The sequence below is a fragment of the Paenibacillus sp. NN59 genome, from assembly GCF_057597225.1.
In genome coordinates this window covers 2,518,727-2,538,007 of record NZ_CP199678.1, presented here as the reverse complement: position 1 = coordinate 2,538,007, position 19,281 = coordinate 2,518,727, and the positions used below count along the sequence as shown (strand labels likewise).

Annotated in this window: 22 protein-coding genes; all 22 read right to left on the bottom strand. The window is 44.9% G+C overall.

What is annotated here, in order from left to right; genetic code table 11:
• Window positions 1–27: 27 nt before the first annotated feature.
• The 22 genes from ACT89M_RS11300 to fliG all read right to left on the bottom strand — a co-directional run bounded on the left by ACT89M_RS11300 (window position 28) and on the right by fliG (window position 19,271).
• Window positions 28–915 carry a MinD/ParA family protein gene (locus tag ACT89M_RS11300; protein ID WP_090923855.1) on the bottom strand — a complete coding sequence of 296 codons (888 nt, stop codon included), beginning with the start codon at window positions 913–915 and terminating at the stop codon, window positions 28–30.
• Window positions 912–2,276: a flagellar biosynthesis GTPase FlhF gene (gene flhF, locus ACT89M_RS11295; protein ID WP_308722038.1), complete on the bottom strand. Its 1,365-nt coding sequence runs from the start codon at window positions 2,274–2,276 to the stop codon at window positions 912–914. The genes ACT89M_RS11300 and flhF overlap by 4 nt, the downstream gene beginning before the upstream one ends.
• A complete protein-coding gene (gene flhA, locus ACT89M_RS11290; RefSeq protein ID WP_253495437.1) occupies window positions 2,273–4,306 on the bottom strand; it encodes a flagellar biosynthesis protein FlhA in 2,034 nt (677 codons plus the stop codon). Before flhA ends, flhF begins: the two co-directional genes overlap by 4 nt.
• 24 nt (window positions 4,307–4,330) lie before the next feature.
• Entirely contained in the window at window positions 4,331–5,413 is a 1,083-nt protein-coding gene (flhB, locus tag ACT89M_RS11285; protein WP_154886360.1) for a flagellar biosynthesis protein FlhB, read from the bottom strand.
• A gap of 22 nt (window positions 5,414–5,435) precedes the next feature.
• The gene (fliR, locus tag ACT89M_RS11280) at window positions 5,436–6,224 is read right to left on the bottom strand and encodes a flagellar biosynthetic protein FliR (RefSeq protein WP_154886361.1); all 789 of its coding nucleotides are present in this window, start codon (window positions 6,222–6,224) and stop codon (window positions 5,436–5,438) included.
• Window positions 6,225–6,234: 10 nt separating this feature from the next.
• Window positions 6,235–6,504, bottom strand: coding sequence for a flagellar biosynthesis protein FliQ (gene fliQ, locus ACT89M_RS11275; RefSeq protein WP_154886362.1), 270 nt, complete (start codon window positions 6,502–6,504; stop codon window positions 6,235–6,237).
• Between the two features lie 25 nt (window positions 6,505–6,529).
• Window positions 6,530–7,285, bottom strand: coding sequence for a flagellar type III secretion system pore protein FliP (gene fliP, locus ACT89M_RS11270; RefSeq protein WP_090923861.1), 756 nt, complete (start codon window positions 7,283–7,285; stop codon window positions 6,530–6,532).
• The gene (locus ACT89M_RS11265; RefSeq protein ID WP_090923949.1) at window positions 7,282–7,818 is read right to left on the bottom strand and encodes a flagellar biosynthetic protein FliO; all 537 of its coding nucleotides are present in this window, start codon (window positions 7,816–7,818) and stop codon (window positions 7,282–7,284) included. Before ACT89M_RS11265 ends, fliP begins: the two co-directional genes overlap by 4 nt.
• A gap of 11 nt (window positions 7,819–7,829) precedes the next feature.
• Window positions 7,830–8,195, bottom strand: coding sequence for a response regulator (locus ACT89M_RS11260; protein WP_090923862.1), 366 nt, complete (start codon window positions 8,193–8,195; stop codon window positions 7,830–7,832).
• 28 nt (window positions 8,196–8,223) lie between these two features.
• Window positions 8,224–9,525, bottom strand: coding sequence for a flagellar motor switch phosphatase FliY (gene fliY, locus ACT89M_RS11255; RefSeq protein ID WP_253495439.1), 1,302 nt, complete (start codon window positions 9,523–9,525; stop codon window positions 8,224–8,226).
• Window positions 9,515–10,513 (bottom strand): flagellar motor switch protein FliM, encoded by a 999-nt coding sequence (gene fliM / locus ACT89M_RS11250; protein WP_090923864.1) that lies wholly within the window; start codon window positions 10,511–10,513, stop codon window positions 9,515–9,517. Before fliM ends, fliY begins: the two co-directional genes overlap by 11 nt.
• Window positions 10,514–10,552: 39 nt before the next feature.
• Window positions 10,553–11,011, bottom strand: coding sequence for a flagellar basal body-associated FliL family protein (locus ACT89M_RS11245; RefSeq protein WP_090923865.1), 459 nt, complete (start codon window positions 11,009–11,011; stop codon window positions 10,553–10,555).
• The gene (locus ACT89M_RS11240; RefSeq protein WP_056700597.1) at window positions 11,011–11,232 is read right to left on the bottom strand and encodes a flagellar FlbD family protein; all 222 of its coding nucleotides are present in this window, start codon (window positions 11,230–11,232) and stop codon (window positions 11,011–11,013) included. Before ACT89M_RS11240 ends, ACT89M_RS11245 begins: the two co-directional genes overlap by 1 nt.
• Window positions 11,233–11,298: 66 nt before the next feature.
• Complete coding sequence (gene flgG, locus ACT89M_RS11235; RefSeq protein WP_221790561.1) at window positions 11,299–12,117, bottom strand: flagellar basal body rod protein FlgG; 819 nt, start codon at window positions 12,115–12,117, stop codon at window positions 11,299–11,301.
• Between the two features lie 81 nt (window positions 12,118–12,198).
• On the bottom strand, window positions 12,199–12,528 hold the full coding sequence (locus ACT89M_RS11230; protein ID WP_373323208.1) for a TIGR02530 family flagellar biosynthesis protein: 330 nt from the start codon (window positions 12,526–12,528) through the stop codon (window positions 12,199–12,201).
• Between the two features lie 50 nt (window positions 12,529–12,578).
• Window positions 12,579–13,136 (bottom strand): flagellar hook capping FlgD N-terminal domain-containing protein, encoded by a 558-nt coding sequence (locus tag ACT89M_RS11225; RefSeq protein ID WP_090923868.1) that lies wholly within the window; start codon window positions 13,134–13,136, stop codon window positions 12,579–12,581.
• A gap of 19 nt (window positions 13,137–13,155) precedes the next feature.
• Window positions 13,156–14,619 carry a flagellar hook-length control protein FliK gene (locus ACT89M_RS11220; protein ID WP_154886370.1) on the bottom strand — a complete coding sequence of 488 codons (1,464 nt, stop codon included), beginning with the start codon at window positions 14,617–14,619 and terminating at the stop codon, window positions 13,156–13,158.
• 37 nt (window positions 14,620–14,656) lie between these two features.
• Window positions 14,657–15,595, bottom strand: coding sequence for a MotE family protein (locus tag ACT89M_RS11215; RefSeq protein WP_154886372.1), 939 nt, complete (start codon window positions 15,593–15,595; stop codon window positions 14,657–14,659).
• A 43-nt stretch (window positions 15,596–15,638) separates the two neighbouring features.
• Complete coding sequence (gene fliJ, locus ACT89M_RS11210) at window positions 15,639–16,088, bottom strand: flagellar export protein FliJ (protein WP_154886374.1); 450 nt, start codon at window positions 16,086–16,088, stop codon at window positions 15,639–15,641.
• A 10-nt stretch (window positions 16,089–16,098) separates the two neighbouring features.
• Window positions 16,099–17,418, bottom strand: a complete 1,320-nt coding sequence (fliI, locus tag ACT89M_RS11205; protein ID WP_145329755.1) for a flagellar protein export ATPase FliI — start codon at window positions 17,416–17,418, stop codon at window positions 16,099–16,101.
• Window positions 17,405–18,262: a FliH/SctL family protein gene (locus ACT89M_RS11200; RefSeq protein ID WP_090923873.1), complete on the bottom strand. Its 858-nt coding sequence runs from the start codon at window positions 18,260–18,262 to the stop codon at window positions 17,405–17,407. The genes fliI and ACT89M_RS11200 overlap by 14 nt, the downstream gene beginning before the upstream one ends.
• On the bottom strand, window positions 18,255–19,271 hold the full coding sequence (gene fliG, locus ACT89M_RS11195) for a flagellar motor switch protein FliG (RefSeq protein WP_090923874.1): 1,017 nt from the start codon (window positions 19,269–19,271) through the stop codon (window positions 18,255–18,257). The genes ACT89M_RS11200 and fliG overlap by 8 nt, the downstream gene beginning before the upstream one ends.
• Window positions 19,272–19,281: the final 10 nt, after the last annotated feature.

The window sequence follows — 19,281 nt, the reverse complement described above, 5'->3', positions numbered from 1 at the left end:
GTCACCTCTGTTTCCTTTTTTCAGAAATCATGTTGTTCGTTTAAGCCACTTTTTCATAAATCCTCTGATTCCTGACAAGGTTCCGGATTCCGGAGCTGCAGGTACAGCCAGATATCGAAGAGCAAGTTTTTGTATATCTTTAGAAGCCTTGCAATGAGGATAGGCTAATCGATAAGGCATCTGTTTCTTTACTGCTGTCACAACCTGAGCATCCTCTGAAATATACCCTAGAAGCGGGATATCTGTTTGCAAAAACCTTCTCGCCACTCCAGCTATTTTATCTGCTACACGCTCCGCCTCCCTTTCATCTTCAACCCGATTTACGATCATTCGAAAAGGAGTTGCGTGCTCCTCGCCGTGCATGACTTTAACTAAGGCATAAGCATCTGTTATTGAAGTCGGTTCAGGAGTAGTTACAATCAGGCATTCATCAGCAGCGCCGATGAATCTCATATTTTCCCTGGAAAGGCCAGCCCCGGTATCGAAAATGACGTAATCCATCTCTTGCGCAATGTCCTCCACCTCACTGGCAAAAAACTCCAGATCCCGATCAGACAAGGAGAATAATTCCTTCATCCCCGACCCCCCCGCAATATATGGCAGGCCATCAGCACCAAGTTGTATGATTTCCCTTATAGTTTTATGTCGGTATAAAAGATGATACAGATTATAGGAAGAAGAAGTTCCCATTAAAACATCGATATTTGCCATACCGATATCTGCATCAAACACCAGCACTTTTTTACCCATAGAATGAAGAGTCAGTGCAAAGTTTAATGTGAAATTGGACTTGCCTACCCCACCTTTACCACTAGCTACCGTAATAATTTTGGAGGAACGGCTACTCACTTTGCTTGTATCGCTCTCGAGTGGCGTGGAGACCAAACTTCGGAGTGATGCTGCCTGATCCTTCATTGTGTCCCGTCTCCCAATAACGCATGGGACAACCATTCCACATTGGGCTTCAGCAGATCATCAGGAACATTCTGACCATTTGCCACATAAGCAAGTTTGAGCGGGAAACGATGTAGAAGATTAAAGAGCGGACCGCAAGTTCCTGTTTCATCCATTTTGGTAAAGATCACTTTATCCAATCCATATTTACTGAAATGCTCAGTAATCTGTACCATATCCATGCTTTTCGCAGTCATACTCATCACCAGAAAGGTTTCACTGTTCTCAACTGGAGCAAGTAAACTCTGCAGTTCGGAGACAAGCAATTCGTTTCTATAGTTTCTGCCTGCCGTATCCATAAAGATCAGATCGCAGTTTTCTAGCCGTGATATGGCACGTTGCGTATCTCCTGGCGACTGCACAACTTCAAGCGGCACGTTCAGAATCGATGCATACGTTCTTAGCTGTTCAACTGCAGAGATACGGTACGTATCTGACGTAATAAAACCAACTTTACGCTGTTTTTTAAACATCTGCTCCGCAGCCAATTTGGCAATCGTTGTTGTTTTTCCTACTCCTGTAGGTCCAGCCACATATACAATTCGAGTGCTAGGCATGATGCCCTCTTGAATACGGTCTTTCAGAAAAGTCGCTATCTCCAACCGAAGTGCCTCTTCAACATCCGATTCTTGCAATTTACCATCAGCTAACCCCTGCTCAATAGGTTCAAACCAGGATTCCCATACTTCTGGCCAAATTTCTTGATCCGCAAGCCGCTCCTGGCTCTTCATTAATTCTTCAGGAATTGTTGTCGCAACTGTTCCTTGCTTGGAAAGCTTGGTCATCATCTGCTTCAAGTCCTGTAGCTCGTTCAACAGCATATCCTGCTGCTGATCCATACCACGATCTTGGATACTAGGCGTTGAACCCGAAAAATCCGCCCCTTGCGGTCGCGGTTTATGCTCACTGCTCAGAAAATCTGAGCCGTAATCCATTTTTTCATCTATTCCACTTGATTTGGATACAGATGGAACAGCCGCCGTTTTCTCCTGCCCTTTTTGGTCCACCGCCGCTACAGTTTTCCTTGCATCGGAACCCCCCACAAACGAACGAGCGGTCTGAGCATAAGCTTCAGGTACAAACGAACGAGGCACAGGCGTAAATGAATTTTGCGCCTTCTTGACAGAAGAACCATTCTCCTGATTAGGCTGCTCTTTATCTACTGCTGCAACCACTTCGATACGTTTTTTGCGGAACATCCCGAGCACTCCGCCCACCTTGATTTCTTTGGTGGACAGAATGACGGCGTCACTTCCCAGGTCTTTGCGAATTTGAAGCATAGCTTCGGGCATGGTCTCAACAACGTATTGTTTTACTCTCATAAGTTCACCACCCCGATACTTTGAATTTCAACATTCGGCTCCAACTCGCTATAGGAAAGCACCGGAATATCCTGCATCGTTCTTTCAATCACCTGACGCAGATACATTCGAATGGTTGGAGAAGTTAGCACGATGGGTTGTTGACCCGATTGAATTAATCGATTTACTTGTTCACTCAGCTTTTGGTACACACTTTGAGTAGAGACTGGATCCAGTGCAAGATAGCTACCTTGCTCTGATTGTTGCACACTTTCAGCAATTTTCTTCTCAAGTCCTGGTCCAACCGTGATCACTTGAAGGGTTTCACCTTTTTGCGAGAATTGTTGTGTAATCTGACGAGATAACGATTGTCTAACGTACTCCGTTAACACATCTGGATCCTTCGTATAAGTTCCATAGTCTGCAAGCGTTTCAAAAATGGTAACCATATCTCGAATCGATACTTTTTCACGTAGCAGCTTCGCTAGTACCTTTTGTACATCACCAATCGAGAGAACGGAAGGAATTAACTCATCCACCAGTGCAGCATAATTCTCTCTAAGGTTGTCCACAAGTGCCTTCGTCTCTTGTCTTCCAAGCAATTCGTGCGCATGTTTCTTGATTAGTTCTGTTAGATGAGTCGCAACGACAGAAGGCGGGTCAACTACCGTATATCCAGCGAGCTCTGCCCGATCTTTAGTCACTTCATCAATCCATAGCGCAGGCAAACCAAATGCCGGCTCTGTTGTTTCGATTCCTGTTACGGATTCTTCATCATATCCAGGACTCATCGCGAGATAATGGTTCAGAAGCAGTTCCCCGCCACCAACCGCATTACCCTTAATTTTGATCACATACTCATTAGGTCTTAATTGAATATTGTCACGAATACGGATCACTGGTACCACCAAACCCAATTCAAGCGCACATTGTCTTCGGATCATAATGATCCGATCCAGCAAGTCTCCGCCTTGTTGATTGTCAGCCAGAGGAATCAAACCGTAACCAAACTCAAATTCGATCGGGTCCACCTGAAGCAAGTTAATAACACTTTCAGGACTTCTGACTTCTTCAATCTGTTGTTCTTCTTCCAATTGCTCTTCTGCTTCCTGTTTCAAATTCAGATTATTCTGCATTCTCCAGGCGGCAAAAGCAAGAACACCTGCGAGCGGCAATGTTGTAATTACATGAATTGGCGTAAAGAATCCCAGCATCGCGATGACAAAAGCTACGATATAGATGAGTATCGGATATGTAAACAACTGGCCAGTAATATCATCTGCCAAGTTTCCTTCCGATGAGGCTCTGGTAACAATCAATCCCGCTGCAGTTGAAATAAGCAGTGCGGGAATCTGGCTAACCAATCCGTCCCCGATAGTCAGCACCGAGTACGTGGAAAGTGAAGTTGCAAAATCGTAACCATGCACCGTCATACCGATAATAAATCCACCGATCAGGTTGATTAGGAGGATGATAATACTTGCAATGGCATCCCCTTTTACGAATTTGCTGGCACCATCCATCGCTCCATAAAAGTCGGCTTCGCGTTCAATTTTGGAACGGCGCTCACGCGCCTGCTGTTCATTAATTAAACCAGCATTCAAGTCGGCATCAATACTCATTTGTTTACCAGGCATAGCATCAAGCGTGAACCTTGCTGCTACTTCAGCTACACGTTCGGAACCTTTGGTAATAACGATAAACTGTACGACCACCAGGATCAAAAATACGATAAATCCAATGGCTATTTGCCCGCCAGCTATCCAGCTCCCAAATGTTGCAACTACCGCTCCTGCATCCCCTTTACCAAGGATCAGCTTCGTTGTTGAGATGTTGAGTGCCAATCGGAACAACGTAGTAATGAGCAACAACGCCGGAAATATGGAAAACTGCAGCGCTTCTTTGCTGTTCATGGCAACAAGCAGAATCATCAAGGCAATTGAGATGTTGACAACAAGCAACAAATCGAGCAGCCAGGCCGGGATCGGGAGAATCATCATCAACACAATGCCGATAATACCCGCAAGGATAGCTAAATCTTTTGTTTTCAATGAATGTACGGCCTCCGATCCCTGTTATTTCGTTCTGCCCTTAAGTTTATATACATAAGCCAGCACTTCGGCTACAGCTTGAAACAAATCGGCCGGTATAGCGTCACCAATCTCAGCTCTCTGGAACAATGCCCGTGCCAGTGGTTTGTTTTCCATCGTAATCACACCGTGTTCTTTGGCAATTTCTTTAATGCGCAGAGCGACATAATCCTGCCCTTTAGCAATAATTTGCGGAGCTTCCATCTCAGATCCCTCATACTTCAGTGCTACTGCAAAGTGTGTCGGGTTCGTGATGATGACATCAGCGTTCGGTACTTCCTGCATCATACGCTGCATAGCCATACGACGCTGACGCTCCCGGATTTTGCCTTTGATCAGCGGATCGCCTTCCATTTTCTTATACTCATCCTTGATATCTTGCTTCGACATCCTCAGTTTCTTTTCGTTATCATACTTTTGATAAATGTAATCAAATATGGCCAAAACCATCAGAGCGGCAGCAATCTTAACCCCGAGGCTCAAAGTAATCGAGGCCGCAAAGTGTAAAATTGCGTCAAGCGAGAAATGAGAAAGTGCAGCTATATCTGACTTATATTGAATAATAGTGCTGTATACCAAATACCCGATAATTGTCATTTTTAAGATTGACTTAGCGAATTCAACCAATGATCGTAATGAGAATATATTTTTGAAGCCTTTAATCGGATCTAACTTCTCAAGCTTTGGCTTCAATCCCTCACCGATCAGCAGAAATCCAACCTGCATATAATTCACAAGCAAGGCTACAAGATAAGCTACAATCAATACAGGCGCGAGTAACAACATAACTTCTATTCCATAACGCATCATCAAAGCCATAACATTTTCACTATTCACTTCCATGCTCAGCCTGTTCATGAAGATATCTGTGAACAATCGAACAATTCGCTCTTTGTAAAAATTACTAAAAGTCATGAGGATTAAAAACGTAAACAAGAGGATGGAAGCTCCAGAAATTTCTGCGCTCTTGACAACCTGCCCCTTTTTACGGGCATCACTTCTCTTCTTGGGAGTAGCTTTTTCCGTCTTCTCTCCGGAAAATAACTGGAGGTCGAGTTGAAGTTTCATGCGAGTCTTACCCTCCAATCCCTCATCCAGGTCTTTGCCCAATCGTACCCAGTAATTTCTCCATGGATCTAAATATGGCTTCAAATAATTGACTAAATATAAATCCAAAGCTAGGAACGAGCAAAAGCAAAATGGCCAATCCAACAAGTACTTTAAGCGGCATTCCGACAGCAAAAACGTTAAATTGTGGAGCTGTTTTGGCTAGAAACCCTAAGCCTACATCTGTCAAAAACAATGCTACAACAATTGGTGCTGCCATTTGGAAAGCCAACATAAATGATTGTCCTAAGGTGTTCACCAAAAACTCTGCTATACTTCCATCGGCTAGTCTGATATAAAATTGATTGGATAATGGAATCCAGCGGTAACTATAAACAATTCCATCTAGCAGATAATGATGACCATTCATTGTCAGGAAGAGTAGCATGGCGAAAGCATATTTCAGGTTACCTGTGAGCGGTGCAGATGCACCAGTCATAGGGTCGTAAACATTAGCCATACCAAAACCAACCTGAAGATCAATAAACGTGCCCGCCGTCTGGACTGCCGTCATGAGAAGATAGGCTGTAAATCCCAGAAGCAGACCGATAAGGATTTCTCTGATAACCAGCAGAATGTAACTTACGTCGGTTGGAACAGTCTGATGAATACCAAAGCTCATGTACACTGTCAGCGTAACAAATGCAGATATTCCCACTTTAAACGAAGTGGGCACATTTCGAGCTGAAAATACAGGTGCAGTTACAAAAAATGAGGCAATTCGACAAAACATAAGCAGAGCGACAGGGAAACTTTGCAGCAATGTCTCCATCGGCTAAAGCCTACCCTATGTATCTGTATAAATTATCGAGTATGTTGAATGTGAAATCCATTAATATATTCAAGATCCAGGGCCCAAACAAAAGTACCGCCAGTAGTACTGCGACAATTTTAGGTACAAAAGCGAGCGTCTGCTCTTGAATCTGAGTCGTTGCTTGGAAAATACTAATCATAAGTCCTACAACCAGAGCTAGTATGAGCATAGGTGCACTGGCCAGCAATGACGTGTATACTGCTTTTCCGGCCAGACCGATAATAAACTCCGAAGTCATGACCGTCCTCCTTTAACTCTCCGGTTCAAGTATTAAAACTCAGCAACAGTGACTTGACTACCAGATACCACCCGTCCACCAGAACAAAGAGCAGTATTTTGAAAGGTAATGAGATCATGACCGGGGGAAGCATCATCATACCCATGGCCATGAGTGTACTCGCCACAACGATGTCGATCACCAGGAAAGGAATAAATATCATAAATCCCATCTGGAAAGCTGTTTTGAGCTCACTGATTGCATATGCCGGTACCATTACCGTGATTGGAATATCCTGATACGATTTCGGCTGTTCCGCCTGATTATATTTCATGAACAGCAAGATATCCTTCTCACGCGTATGAGTAAACATAAATTTCTTAATCGGATCTGCTGCCTTTTCCAGCGCCTCCGTTTGTGTCAAATCTCCTTTAAGATAAGGCTGTAATGCAACCTGATTAATAGAAGATAAAGTAGGAGACATGATGAAAAGTGTAAGAAAAAGGGCCAGACCGACCAATACCTGATTCGGAGGCATCTGCTGGGTTCCGAGTGAAGTTCGGACAAACCCAAGCACAATCACAATCCGAGTAAAACTGGTCATCAGTACCAGCAATGCCGGGGCTATGCTAAGCACCGTAATTAATAGAATAATAGATAATGAACTAGTACTTGGCGTGCTGCCATCACCGTTCCCAATCTGTATATCAATATTAGGAATCGGCTCGGCAAAAGCCACCGTAACGGATGCCAGGCTGATAAGTCCTACGAAACAACACGCTAACCAAATCTTTTTCTTCATGAATCCCTCGACCGATCTGTAGTATTGTCTTGATCCAGGAGCTTCTCCATCTTCTCTTTACGGTTTGGCATCTGCCGAAGTTTGGATTCAAACATCTCATGAAAAGAAGCAGTGTCCTCAATTTCCATTTCCCGAGGCGGTTCTTCTTTACGAAGACGTTTAGCGAGCTTGGCTATGATGGGTGGGAGGTTTCCTTGCTGTGAAACAGCATCCCGTTCAAAGGAATCCACAATTCTCTGTGCTTCTTCCAAATCCGAAACCTTATCCAGCAGCTGTATATTCTCGCCCACACCGATCAAATAAACGTTTCCGCCAATCTCTAAAATTTGCAGTGACTTGTTTTGTCCTAGTCCGACCCCGCCCAAAATGCGAATGGTTCCGCTTCGAAACCATTGCTGATTTCGTTTGTTCAAGAATCGAATCAGGTAGACAATAAGAACCAGGATGACGGCCAGGACAACAATCACCCATACTAGCTGTAGATAATAATTGATTCCTGCGCCAGCTGGTTCTGGAGTACCCCCCTGAGCCATCAACATGCTTCTTAAGCTCCCAGTGTTTTGCTGATTGCTTCGATAACCCGATCAGATTGGAAAGGTTTAACGATAAAATCTTTGGCTCCAGCTTGAATGGCATCAATAACCATCGCTTGTTGGCCCATTGCAGAACACATAATTACTTTTGCATTTGCATCAATTTTTTTAATTTCTTTCAGAGCAGCAATACCATCCATCTCAGGCATTGTAATATCCATTGTAATCAGATCCGGACGAAGTTCCTTGAACTTCTCAACGGCTTGTGCACCATCTGGTGCTTCTCCTACGACTTCGTACCCATTTTTGGACAAAATGTCCCGGATCATCATTCTCATAAATGCAGCGTCGTCTACGACTAAAATTCGATTTGCCATGTTGGTTCAAATCCTCCCTGAATTGTGCTTATTGTAATTTCTGAATACGGTCCCATTGGCTTAGAATATCTATAACACGAACACCAAAGTTTTCGTCAATGACAACAACTTCACCCTTGGCGATCAGTTTGTTATTGACCAAAATATCGACAGGTTCACCAGCCAACTTATCTAGTTCGACAATCGAACCTTGTGATAATTCCAATATATCTTTAATTTGCTTTTGGGTCCTTCCTAATTCTACGGTGACCTTAAGGGGAATGTCCATCAATAAATTCAAATTGTTCTCGTCTACATTAGCAAAAGCGCCATTTTGCAAATTGGCGAATTGAACAGGCTGTACATTCACATTCCTATTTGGCGCAGCACCATAGTGTTGAGGCTCACCATAAGCTGGCTGTGGTGGCATATGATATGGTTGTTGCGGTGGCATACCATATGGTTGCTGCGGTGGCATACCTTGAGGCATTCCCATCGGAGCTTGGCCATATCCACTATAGTCCTGAACAGGCTGCTGTGGAACCTGTGGAGGCATCTGTTGCTGAGCCGGCGGCTGTTCCATAACCGGTGGTGGCGTTGGTGGTGCCACTGGCGTCGGAGCAGGCTCGGGTGTTGAAGCTACAGGAGCACTGGAGGTCGACTCTTGAGCACCTCCAATTAACATATCCACCATGTTTTTCGCAAAATGTACAGGAAGCAACTGCATCAAATTCGAATCAATCAGATCCCCTACTAACAGACGGAACGAAACTTGAATGAGTGTTTCATCGGGTGGTAGATTGGTCACACCCTCGCCGCTTTCCAAGTTGAGAATATCAATCCCTGGAGGAGAAATATTAACAAACCGGTTGAAGATGGTCGACATAGATGTGGCAGAAGACCCCATCATTTGGTTCATCGCTTCCTGTACCGCGCTAATGTGAATTTCGTTCAATTCTTCGTCGGCCGGATTTCCCTCACCGCCCAGCATTAAATCAGCGATAATTTGCGCATCTCTCTTTTTGATAACCAGTGAGTTAATGCCCTCGAATCCATCCACATAGTTCACATGAACGGCAACATGTGGTTTAGGAAATGCTTCTTCGAACTGTGTTCGGCTAATAATTGATACTTTAGGTGTTGTAATATCCACTTTAAGGCCTAATAGTGTGGACAACGCAGTCGCAGCACTGCCAAAAGTGATGTTACCAATCTCCCCCAAGGCATCCTGTTCCAGCTCCGTCAGAAAATCATCAACCGTTTTCTCAGCGGGTTCAGAACTCGAGATGGATTCCGATTGCCGAAGCAAAGCGTCGATCTCTTCCTGGGATAAATAATCCTTACTCGTCAAATTCTTCAACTCCTTCGGTGACAATTTGATCTATTTGCACAGCCACACGGTCCTTAATCGTTCCCGGACTGCCAATATACTTCAGTCTGTCACCAACTTTAATGGAAAGCCCCTCTTCCACCGGTTTATTCAGCGTAATGACATCGCCAACCGATAATCCTAAAAACTCGGCTATCGAAATTCTGGATTCACCAAGTTCGGCTACAACAGGTAATTTGGCTTTGTTTACACGTGATCTCAGCGCTTCGTATTCTTCCGGAGCTCTCGTTTTCTTCTCTGAAACAAACCACTGATGTGTTGATAACCGGGACATAATAGGCTCAAGAACGACATGCGGTATACACAAATTGATCATGCCTGTGGTATCGCCGATTTTGGTACTTAGCGAGATCAAGGCAATGGTCTCATTGGGAGATACAATCTGCATAAACTGAGGATTCGTCTCCAGCGCTTCCATTCTAGGCGAGATATCCAGTACCGTCTTCCAGGCTTCCTGCAAACTTTCGAAGGCTCGGCTGAATATCCGTTCCATAATCGTCGTTTCAATTTCTGTCATGCTTGCAATTTTGGTCGGAGCACTGCCTGTACCACCTAGCAGACGATCCAGCATCGCATATCCCACATTCGGGTGAACCTCCATGACCATTCGTCCCTGTAATGGCTCTGCTTCGAAAATGTTCAAAATTGTCATCTTGGGAATAGAACGGATAAACTCGTCATAAGGCAACTGTTCTACCTGCACAACATTGATCTGAACGAACGTCCGCAGCTGGGCCGAAAAATAAGTGGTGAGAAAACGAGCAAAGTTTTCATGAATACGCGTCAGACTTCGAATGTGATCCTTGGAGAAACGCACTGCCCGTTTAAAATCGTAAGACCTGATTTTCTTCTGAGTTTCTTCCTTTTTCAATTCCTCGGCGTCCATTTCGCCTGAAGAAAGGGCTGCTAATAGGGCGTCAATCTCGTTTTGTGATAATACATCCACCATGTTCTCACCCCCTTACAGGTCTACAGCTTGTTCTATTCATTACATTGGCGCTATAACAATGTCTGAAACACTTGTGCTTTTCAAGTTCGGCTCAGGCAATGCCTCATTAATTAGCCCCGTTAGTTTCTCATTGAATTGTTTCATACCTTTTGCCGAACTCAGTGCCTCAGCCTTGGTATCCGCAAGCGTCTCAATAATGATTGGCTTAACCGTAATACTTTTAATTTTCTCAAAGTCTTCTTTAGCTTTCTTATCCGACAACTTGAAAGAGAAACTAACCATAATAATACGATCTGCATCAGCCAAATTGGTCTTAATCTGTCCCAGCTCGGATGAAACCTCTACAATTTCATCTGCTGTCAGCTTTTTTTCTTCAGCAGCTGCCGCTGTATGTGTATTGTCGTTCTTGTTTTGACTTTGCATAAATACAAAAACTACGACCACAATGAGTGTGATTGCAAGCAACGTTGTTGCAATCCAGGGCATCATCTTTTTCATCAGGACTCCTCCGTTTGCTGCACTTTAATCGTGGCTGCCTGAACTCCAATTTCACGGTTGTATTCTTTGATTTTGGAAATCACTTCATCGGCCTTTTCAAGCACGATTAATCTTTTTCCCGTTACCAGAGTAATATACGTGTCCGGCGTCTCTTCCACGATTTCGACCATCAGCGCATTTAACCACATGGGAGAACCATTTAACCGCGTAACTGAAATCATGTCAAGCCCCCTCAATCATAGTGGAGGAGCAAGCTCCCCCACCATTTCAAAATCACTAATCAGTTATTATCGTTTCAGGTTAACGACCTCTTGAAGAATTTCGTCTGATGTTGTAATGATCCGGGAGTTCGCTTGGAAGCCACGCTGTGACACAATCATCTCGGTAAACTCATTCGTCAAATCAACATTGGACATTTCGAGCTGACCAGCAATGATAGCCCCTGTACCGTCTTCTGCACTATTTGCTGTAACTGGATCAAGTACCCCATCCGGATTGGCATTCGCCGTCATACGATACAAGTTGCCGCCAATTTTCTCAAGACCTGCAGGATTAACAACTTTACCAATCCCCAGCTGCGCCCCCGCTTGAACCGTTCCATCAGCCATCGTCTGATTGATGAAACCATCCTGACCGATTGTGAATGAAACTACATCATCCTCAAGAGTAATGTTGGCACCACCATTATCCAATACGAACAAGCCATCAGAAGTTACCAGGTTCCGGGCAGCATCAACATGGAAATCACCCGCACGAGTCAAGTAAGGTACCGTTTGCGCATCACTCAAGCGTACCAGAAAAAATCCATCTCCATTAATTCGAAGGTCAGTAGGATTATTGGTGGTCATCGGGCTACCAGCCAAATGCATTGTGTCAATCGACCCTACTGAAACACCTAGACCTATTTGCTGTGCATTGACACCACCAGAAGGTGCATCCGTTGGAGCCGTTACCCCTTTAGTCGTTTGGCTCATAATGTCTTTGAACATCACTCGGCTTCCTTTAAATCCAACCGTGTTTACGTTCGCGATATTGTTACCAATGACATCGAGTTTGGTTTGAAAACCCCTCATCCCGGAAACGCCTGAGTACATCGATTTCAACATTTTACAAAATCCTCCCAGCCTTAAATTGGTTGCCGCATCAGTCGGTCAGCGGCATTCCGGCTCCCGAGAAGGGCCAGCCGGCTATGAAATAATTACAGCACTATCGATTTGAGTAAAGACATTGTCTTTCATACTTTCACTATCCATTGCTGTAACGACAGTACGATTTTTGACATTGACGATAAAAGCCATATCCTGCATCAAAATGAGTGACTCTTTTGCCCCTTTGGCAGCAGCCTTGTCCAGTGCAGAACCAATTTGTTTCATTTGTTCGGTTTTCAACTCGATACCACGTTGTTCTAATCGTTTAGCTGCATGATTGCTGAGTTTTAAAAGGTTATCTTCCAGTACTTGAGCAAAGGGTTTAGACGGTGCACCAGATGCGTCTCCCGTTTGAGGTTTGCGAAGCATATTTGGAGTAACAGGACCCGTATATAACTGTCCAACGGTTATACGGTCACTCATATGCTCTGCTCTCGATCTTCAGGTTCACTCGTCCCGGCATTCACATCAGACGGGTTACTACCATTAGTATTTGTAGCATCACTTTGAACGTTCTGGGCAGCTGACTTCGTTTCCTCAGCTTGCTTGGCACGATTCACCTGAATGATTTCATCCAGTTTAATTTCGTCGTTGCCCACCTTCGCATACTGAACGCCGTCTCGCACAATGATTGAATCTACAGTACCCTGACGAAGCGTACCACTGTCTGTTTTATCAGAAGAAAGCCAACTGATTTCCATACCGATCATACCCGATACCGCTCCAAGTGACTGATTTAACGTTTTAAGCTGCGTAGAGATGTTAACCAGTTGCTCCACTGAGCTAAATTGCGCCATTTGAGCGATAAACTCTTTATCTTCCATCGGCTGCATCGGATCCTGATTCTGCAACTGCGTAATCAAAATTTTCAGAAATTGATCCTTACCAAGTTCTTTCGTTGCAGCACTTGTTGTGGCTCTATTTGCAGCCGCGTAATTAGGCCAAGTATTATTAGTAGAAACAATTTCATTTGCCATATATTCACCTCATCCCTGTTTAAGCCTCTGCAGTAAATGACTCTCTCTGAATTTCGCTACCTTCCACCTGCTCGCTACGCCAGTTGCGCAACTCTTCCTGCAGCCCCGCGGCTGTCACAGCTTCATCGGTATGCTCCCCACGCTCACGGGAACGTTTTTGTTGCTGAGATTGATTTCCTTGTTGACGTCCGCCATCCTGATACATTTCAGATCCGAGCGAACTGTTCTGAGTGACCTCGAGCCGTTCCACCTGAATGCCCTGAGACTGTAACGAGGAACGTAACTGCATCATCTGTTGTTCAAGCATGTCTTTCGCCATGACATGTTCAGTCATGAACCTGGCAACCAATTGTCCGTTTTGCAACGTAATCTGTACATCCAATTTTCCCAAATGTTCAGGGCGGAGAGAGATTGTGGCTTCAGAAAATCCTTTTTGATTCACGATATCCAGCTTGCTAACCACGAATTGCGTCATTTCTTTGGCAAAATTCGTTGCTTGCATGACAGGCTCAGCGGGTTTGCTCACGACTGTACCTGAGCTTCGCAAGGATAACTCGCCAGCTGTTACAATGTTTGAATGATGGATTGCAGGTTGCGCATCGGCAACGGGTGTTGAGTCATTTTTAACCGTCACTGTTGTTGCTTTAGATTCTGTTTGAACTGTTGCTGATGCAGTCGTCTGAGGTGTTATCCCATCTGTTTTGGATGCTGTAGTCGGAGCACCGTTAGGTGTTTGAACAGCTGCATCCTTTATTGCTGAGAATGTATTCAGTATTGATTTGAGTTCAGACCAACCCTTTTTCCCATCCGTTTCGACTCCAGCTTCCTTCAACTGACTCTGCAACTGCTGAAGTAAGTGTTGGAATTCGGGAGCACTCTTGACTACATTAGGACCTGGTTTAAGAACTTCCGTTGCCAATTGTGTCAGCACATCCTGTAATACAAAACGGACTGCAGCTGGATGCTGAGACAGTTCAACAGCAGATGCAGATGTAGGAGCTTGATCTAAATTAGAACCAACCTCACTTAGTGAAGCTTGCTGATTTCCATCTGAATTTTTATTTAATAATGCGTACAATTGCTGGATCAACGATTGAAGACCTGCAAGCAAGGCCGGATCATTTTCCAGAGCTTTGTCTAACGTATCCAGATCACCAAATAATTTTTCAAGCATTTCCATCAAACCTGACGAATCCGTACCAACTAATAGTGAACTTAACGCGTCCGTTACAGATGTGTTATTTTCTTCATTTTCTGAGGCAAAAGTAAACATCAACGGAGCAGACGTCTTTGTTGTTACTGCACCATTCGTTCCATCAGTACCCTCACCAGTTCCGCTTCCCCCAGCCAATGACTGTGCCAGCGTCTGCAAGAACTCAGCTCCAGTTCCTGTAACCGAACCTTTAGACTGCGCTGTTGATGACTGTGTTGAACCAGAAGTTTTGGAAGAAGCCCCAGCGTTCATTTGATATACGAGTGACATTTTTTCACCTCCCCTCCATGCATTAAGAATAGAGTTGTTACTTATTGCCCATTAGCCGATTCAACACTTTGGCTGTCTCAACCGAATCTTCTTTAGACATGTTCTCAAGCAACTGGGATCGTGTTGCATCATTAACTGAATTGAGTATGGTCAGTGTTTTATCCGGACTAATTTTATAGGTTTCGAGCAATAGTTTGGCTCCGCTTGACGCAGACATCGAAGCAAAGGTCTGGCTTAACTGATTTTTATCCAAATTTTTACTATTAGTTCCTGTTGTCGTGGTCGTTGCTGCTGTTTCCTTTTTCAATCGGGACTGCAGGGCATCCAAGGCAAGATCGCCTGAAGGCTTCGCATCCTTCATCAGCATGGTCACATCCGCTGCAGTCTTCGGATCCATCTTTTCCAGCACCTTCGTCCGGGCAGTCGACTGCATCGCGCTCAACATAAGCACCATTTCTTCATTCGTCATATTTTGCAAAATCGGAGCGGCTTTACTTGGGCTCATATCAGCGTACATTTTAGCCAGACTTTTAATCTGCTTCTGATAATCACTTTCGGTTTCCGGTTCAGAAGCTGCAGCTGTTTCAGTAGCCTTATTTGCATCATCCAATTTCTTTTGCAAATCAGCTGTTTTCTGCGTCTCCGCAGTAGCCGCATCTTTGGCCGCTTTCAGTTCTGCTTCTTTCGCTGTGACCTGAGATTTTAGCTTTTCAATCGTTGCTTCCGCACTTTCAACCTGCTTTTCGCTCTTTTCCAACTTCTCCTTCTCCGGATCAAGCACCGGATCAGGTACCCAATTCTTGACTACAGGAATTTTTTTGGCAAGTTCGAGCGCGTTATTTCGAATATCTACATTAAATAGAGTAAGCAGTACACCTAAGAGTACAACCGTGAATACAATCGGGATCGAAATCATGAGAAACTTTTCCCATCCACTCCCGGACTCTTTTTCGATATCAGTGTCTTTTACAGCCACCGTTCATTCCTCCTTCACGAGACAACTTCGCATCCGGCTCACATCAGTTCGCGCGGGCTTTGGCGGCGAAGCGTACAGTAGCCATCTCGTCCAGATCGTTCTGTTCCCGGAGGAGCATCTCCTGCTGAAATCTGCCTTTAGCCTTATCTCTCGCTCCAAGCCACACTTTTTCGTCAACTACTTTACCATTCAGAAAGCTCTGATTCCGCTGCACATTGACCTGAGCATTCTCCACATCACTGTTCTTACGCGATATACATTCGTCAAGGTGATATGCATATCGCTGCATTTCCTGCAAACTGGATACGGAAGCACAATTTTCAGTTGCCGCTTGAATAATGTTCATCAGATTATTTCGATCATTAATCAATTGCAACAAATGCTCTTCTTCCGTCTGAAGTTTACCGATCGCTGTGGATAACATCCATTCTGCCTGTGTCTTCTCATTGCTTTTCAGGTCAACAACCTTCTGGAAATGATATCGAAATTTCATCGTTTACCCTTCATCTCCTTGCGAATTCAAGAATCAAACGCTCCTGTACTTCACTTAACGTTACCTTTTCATCAACTTTTTGCTTCGTAAAATCCCAGATATGATCAATCTGATCCATCGCTTCATCTATAGCTGCATTTGATCCCCGTTGATACGCACCGATGTTAATCAAATCTTCGGACTCTTTGTACACTGCCATCAGACGTTTCATATTGTTAACCGCATCAATCTGCTCTTCAGGAGCGATGTCCTTCATGACACGGCTGATACTTGCAAGCACATCAATCGCGGGAAAATGACCTTTATTCGCTATCGCACGGTTCAACACGATGTGACCATCCAATATTCCTCGGACTGCGTCTGCAATTGGTTCATTCATGTCATCCCCATCGACGAGAACTGTATAGAAGGCTGTTATCGAGCCAGTGGGACCTGTTCCTGCACGTTCCAACAGTTTCGGTAGACTTGCAAAAACGGAAGGTGTATAACCTCTCATCGCCGGCGGTTCTCCTACTGCCAAACCGACTTCCCTTTGCGCCATGGCGTAACGGGTCACCGAATCCATCATTAACATCACGTTCATGCCTCGATCTCTGAAATACTCCGCAATCGTCGTTGCTATGACAGCACCCTTGATTCGGATCAGAGCAGGTTGATCTGATGTTGCCACGATGACGACAGACCGTTCCAGGCCTTCCGGACCAAGATCCCGTTCGATAAAGTCACGAACCTCCCGTCCACGCTCACCTACCAGTGCAATCACGTTCACATCCGCAGCGGTATTCCTAGCGATCATGCCCATCAATGTACTTTTTCCGACACCTGAACCGGCAAATATACCCACACGCTGTCCTTTGCCTACAGTGAGCAAGCCATCAATTGCCCTCACGCCTACACTCATCGTTTCAAGAACACGCGGTCTATCCATAGGGTTAACAGGGGTATTGGAAGTAGAGTACATCGGCATTCGGGATGGTAACAATGAACCGTCAAGCGGCTGTCCCAGTCCGTCCAACACTTTACCAAGCAATTCAGAGCCTACTTGTACTCCTAAAGGTTTACCGGTTCCGACCACGTCACAACCCGGACCAATGGATTGAAGTTCTCCAAGCGGCATAAGCAACACCTTGTTATCCCGAAACCCCACAACTTCAGCCTGTAGCGGCTTAGCTGATTTGCCAGGATAGATGTAACATACGTCGCCAATGCTGGCATCCGGTCCTTCTGATTCCACCATAAGCCCAATGACCTGGGTTACTTTTCCATTTATACGCACAGGATCAAACTGCCGCAGATGCTCCATATACCGCTGTGAACTAAGAACCTTCATGTTGATTTCTTCGCTCCTCATCCTCAAGTGCTATGCGGATCAGTTCCTTTTTGATCTCGGCAAGCTGTGTATCAATTCTTGCATCAACACTTCCAAATGAAGAACGGATAACACAGCCCTTATCTTTAACCGTAGCATCAGGCAAAATCTGTAACTCTGCCTGCGAATCAATGGAAAGAGCAAGTTCCTCCCTTGAAGCTTGTACAAAAGAAAACTGCTCAGGCGCCACACAGAGCGCGATCTGTCCTTGCTCCCTTTTTCTGGACAAACTCTGACGTATCAGCTCAATCGTTTGTTCAGGCTCTACCGTAAGTTGCTTATCTATCACTTTCTCCGCAATGCCACAAGCAAGTTCAACAAGAAACGGCTCGGCTTCCTGAATAATCTGTTCTTTGGCAACATACGCTTCCTGAAGCACCCCTTGTGCTTCTTTCATCATCTCTTCGATCTTCACCTGGAGATCCAGTTCAGCTTGTGCTCGTCCCTCTTCAAACCCTTGCTGAAAACCTTGAGCGCGGAGAGCTTCTGTCAGATGTTCATCCTGCTCTCGTTGCTCCTGCCACCAGCGTTCAATCTGTTCCTGGGCTTCCTGAAGCATTCGCTCCGCCTCTTCCGAAGCATCACGCACCTGCTTTTCCGCAAACTCCTTGGCATCTTCCAGCATCTCAGCAGTAAGACGTTCTGTCTCTTCATCGACTCGTGCCTGAAGCACTTCCGATTCAGAAACTGCTGCACCGTCCTCTTCCAATCCAGTCTCATCTTCACCGCCATAATAGTGATGATTTTCGAGCCTTTTATGGTCTTCTACCGGTACATACTGGAAAGATTTAATCAAATTAGACAATGATATCATCTCCTCCACCACGTGCGATAATGATCTCGCCAGCTTCTTCCAGTCTGCGGATCGTACCTACGATACGTGTCTGAGCTTCCTCCACATCACGTAGCCGCACAGGGCCCATGAACTCCATCTCTTCCTTGAATGTTTCGGACATCCGTTTCGACATATTACGGAATACAGCTTCACGCACTTCTTCGCTTGCGACTTTGAGTGCAAGTTGCAGGTCGGCATTGTCGATATCCCGAATAATACGTTGAATGGAGCGATCGTCCACATTGACAATGTCTTCGAAAACAAACATCCGTTTTTTGATCTCTTCTGCAAGTTCCGGATCCTGAATCTCAAGGGAGTCCAAAATCGTACGTTCCGTCCCCCGATCGACACCATTCAAAATCTGAACGATGGATTCGATACCGCCTGCATTTGTGTAATCCTGCGTCACTGTAGAAGACAACTTTTGTTCCAGCACACGTTCCACCTGTGAAATAACTTCTGGTGAAGTGCTGTCCATCACAGCTACTCGACGAGCAACATCTGCTTGCTTCTCCTGAGGGAGAGAGGACAGAATGGCCGCCGCTTGCTCAAATTGCAGATAAGAAAGTACAAGCGCAATCGTTTGCGGACTTTCATTCTGAATAAAGTTCAGAATCTGATTCGGATCAGCTTTACGTGCGAAGTCAAAAGGTCTGACTTGTAGCGTAGCTGTCAAACGATTAATAACTTCAAGCGCTTTGGAGGAGCCGAGTGCTTTCTCCAAAATTTCCTTTGCATAGGTAATACCGCCCTGAGAGATATACTCCTGTGCCAAACAAATCTGATGAAACTCGGACATAATCATGTCCTTTTCGGATGCATCAACCTTACGTACGTTGGCAATTTCCAACGTAAGCTGCTCAATCTCCTCATCACGGAGATGTTTAAAAATCTGAGCAGACACTTCCGGACCTAATGTAATTAATAATATTGCTGCTTTTTGTCTGCCAGTTAATCCGGCATTGCCTGCCTTTGCCAATGCGTTCACC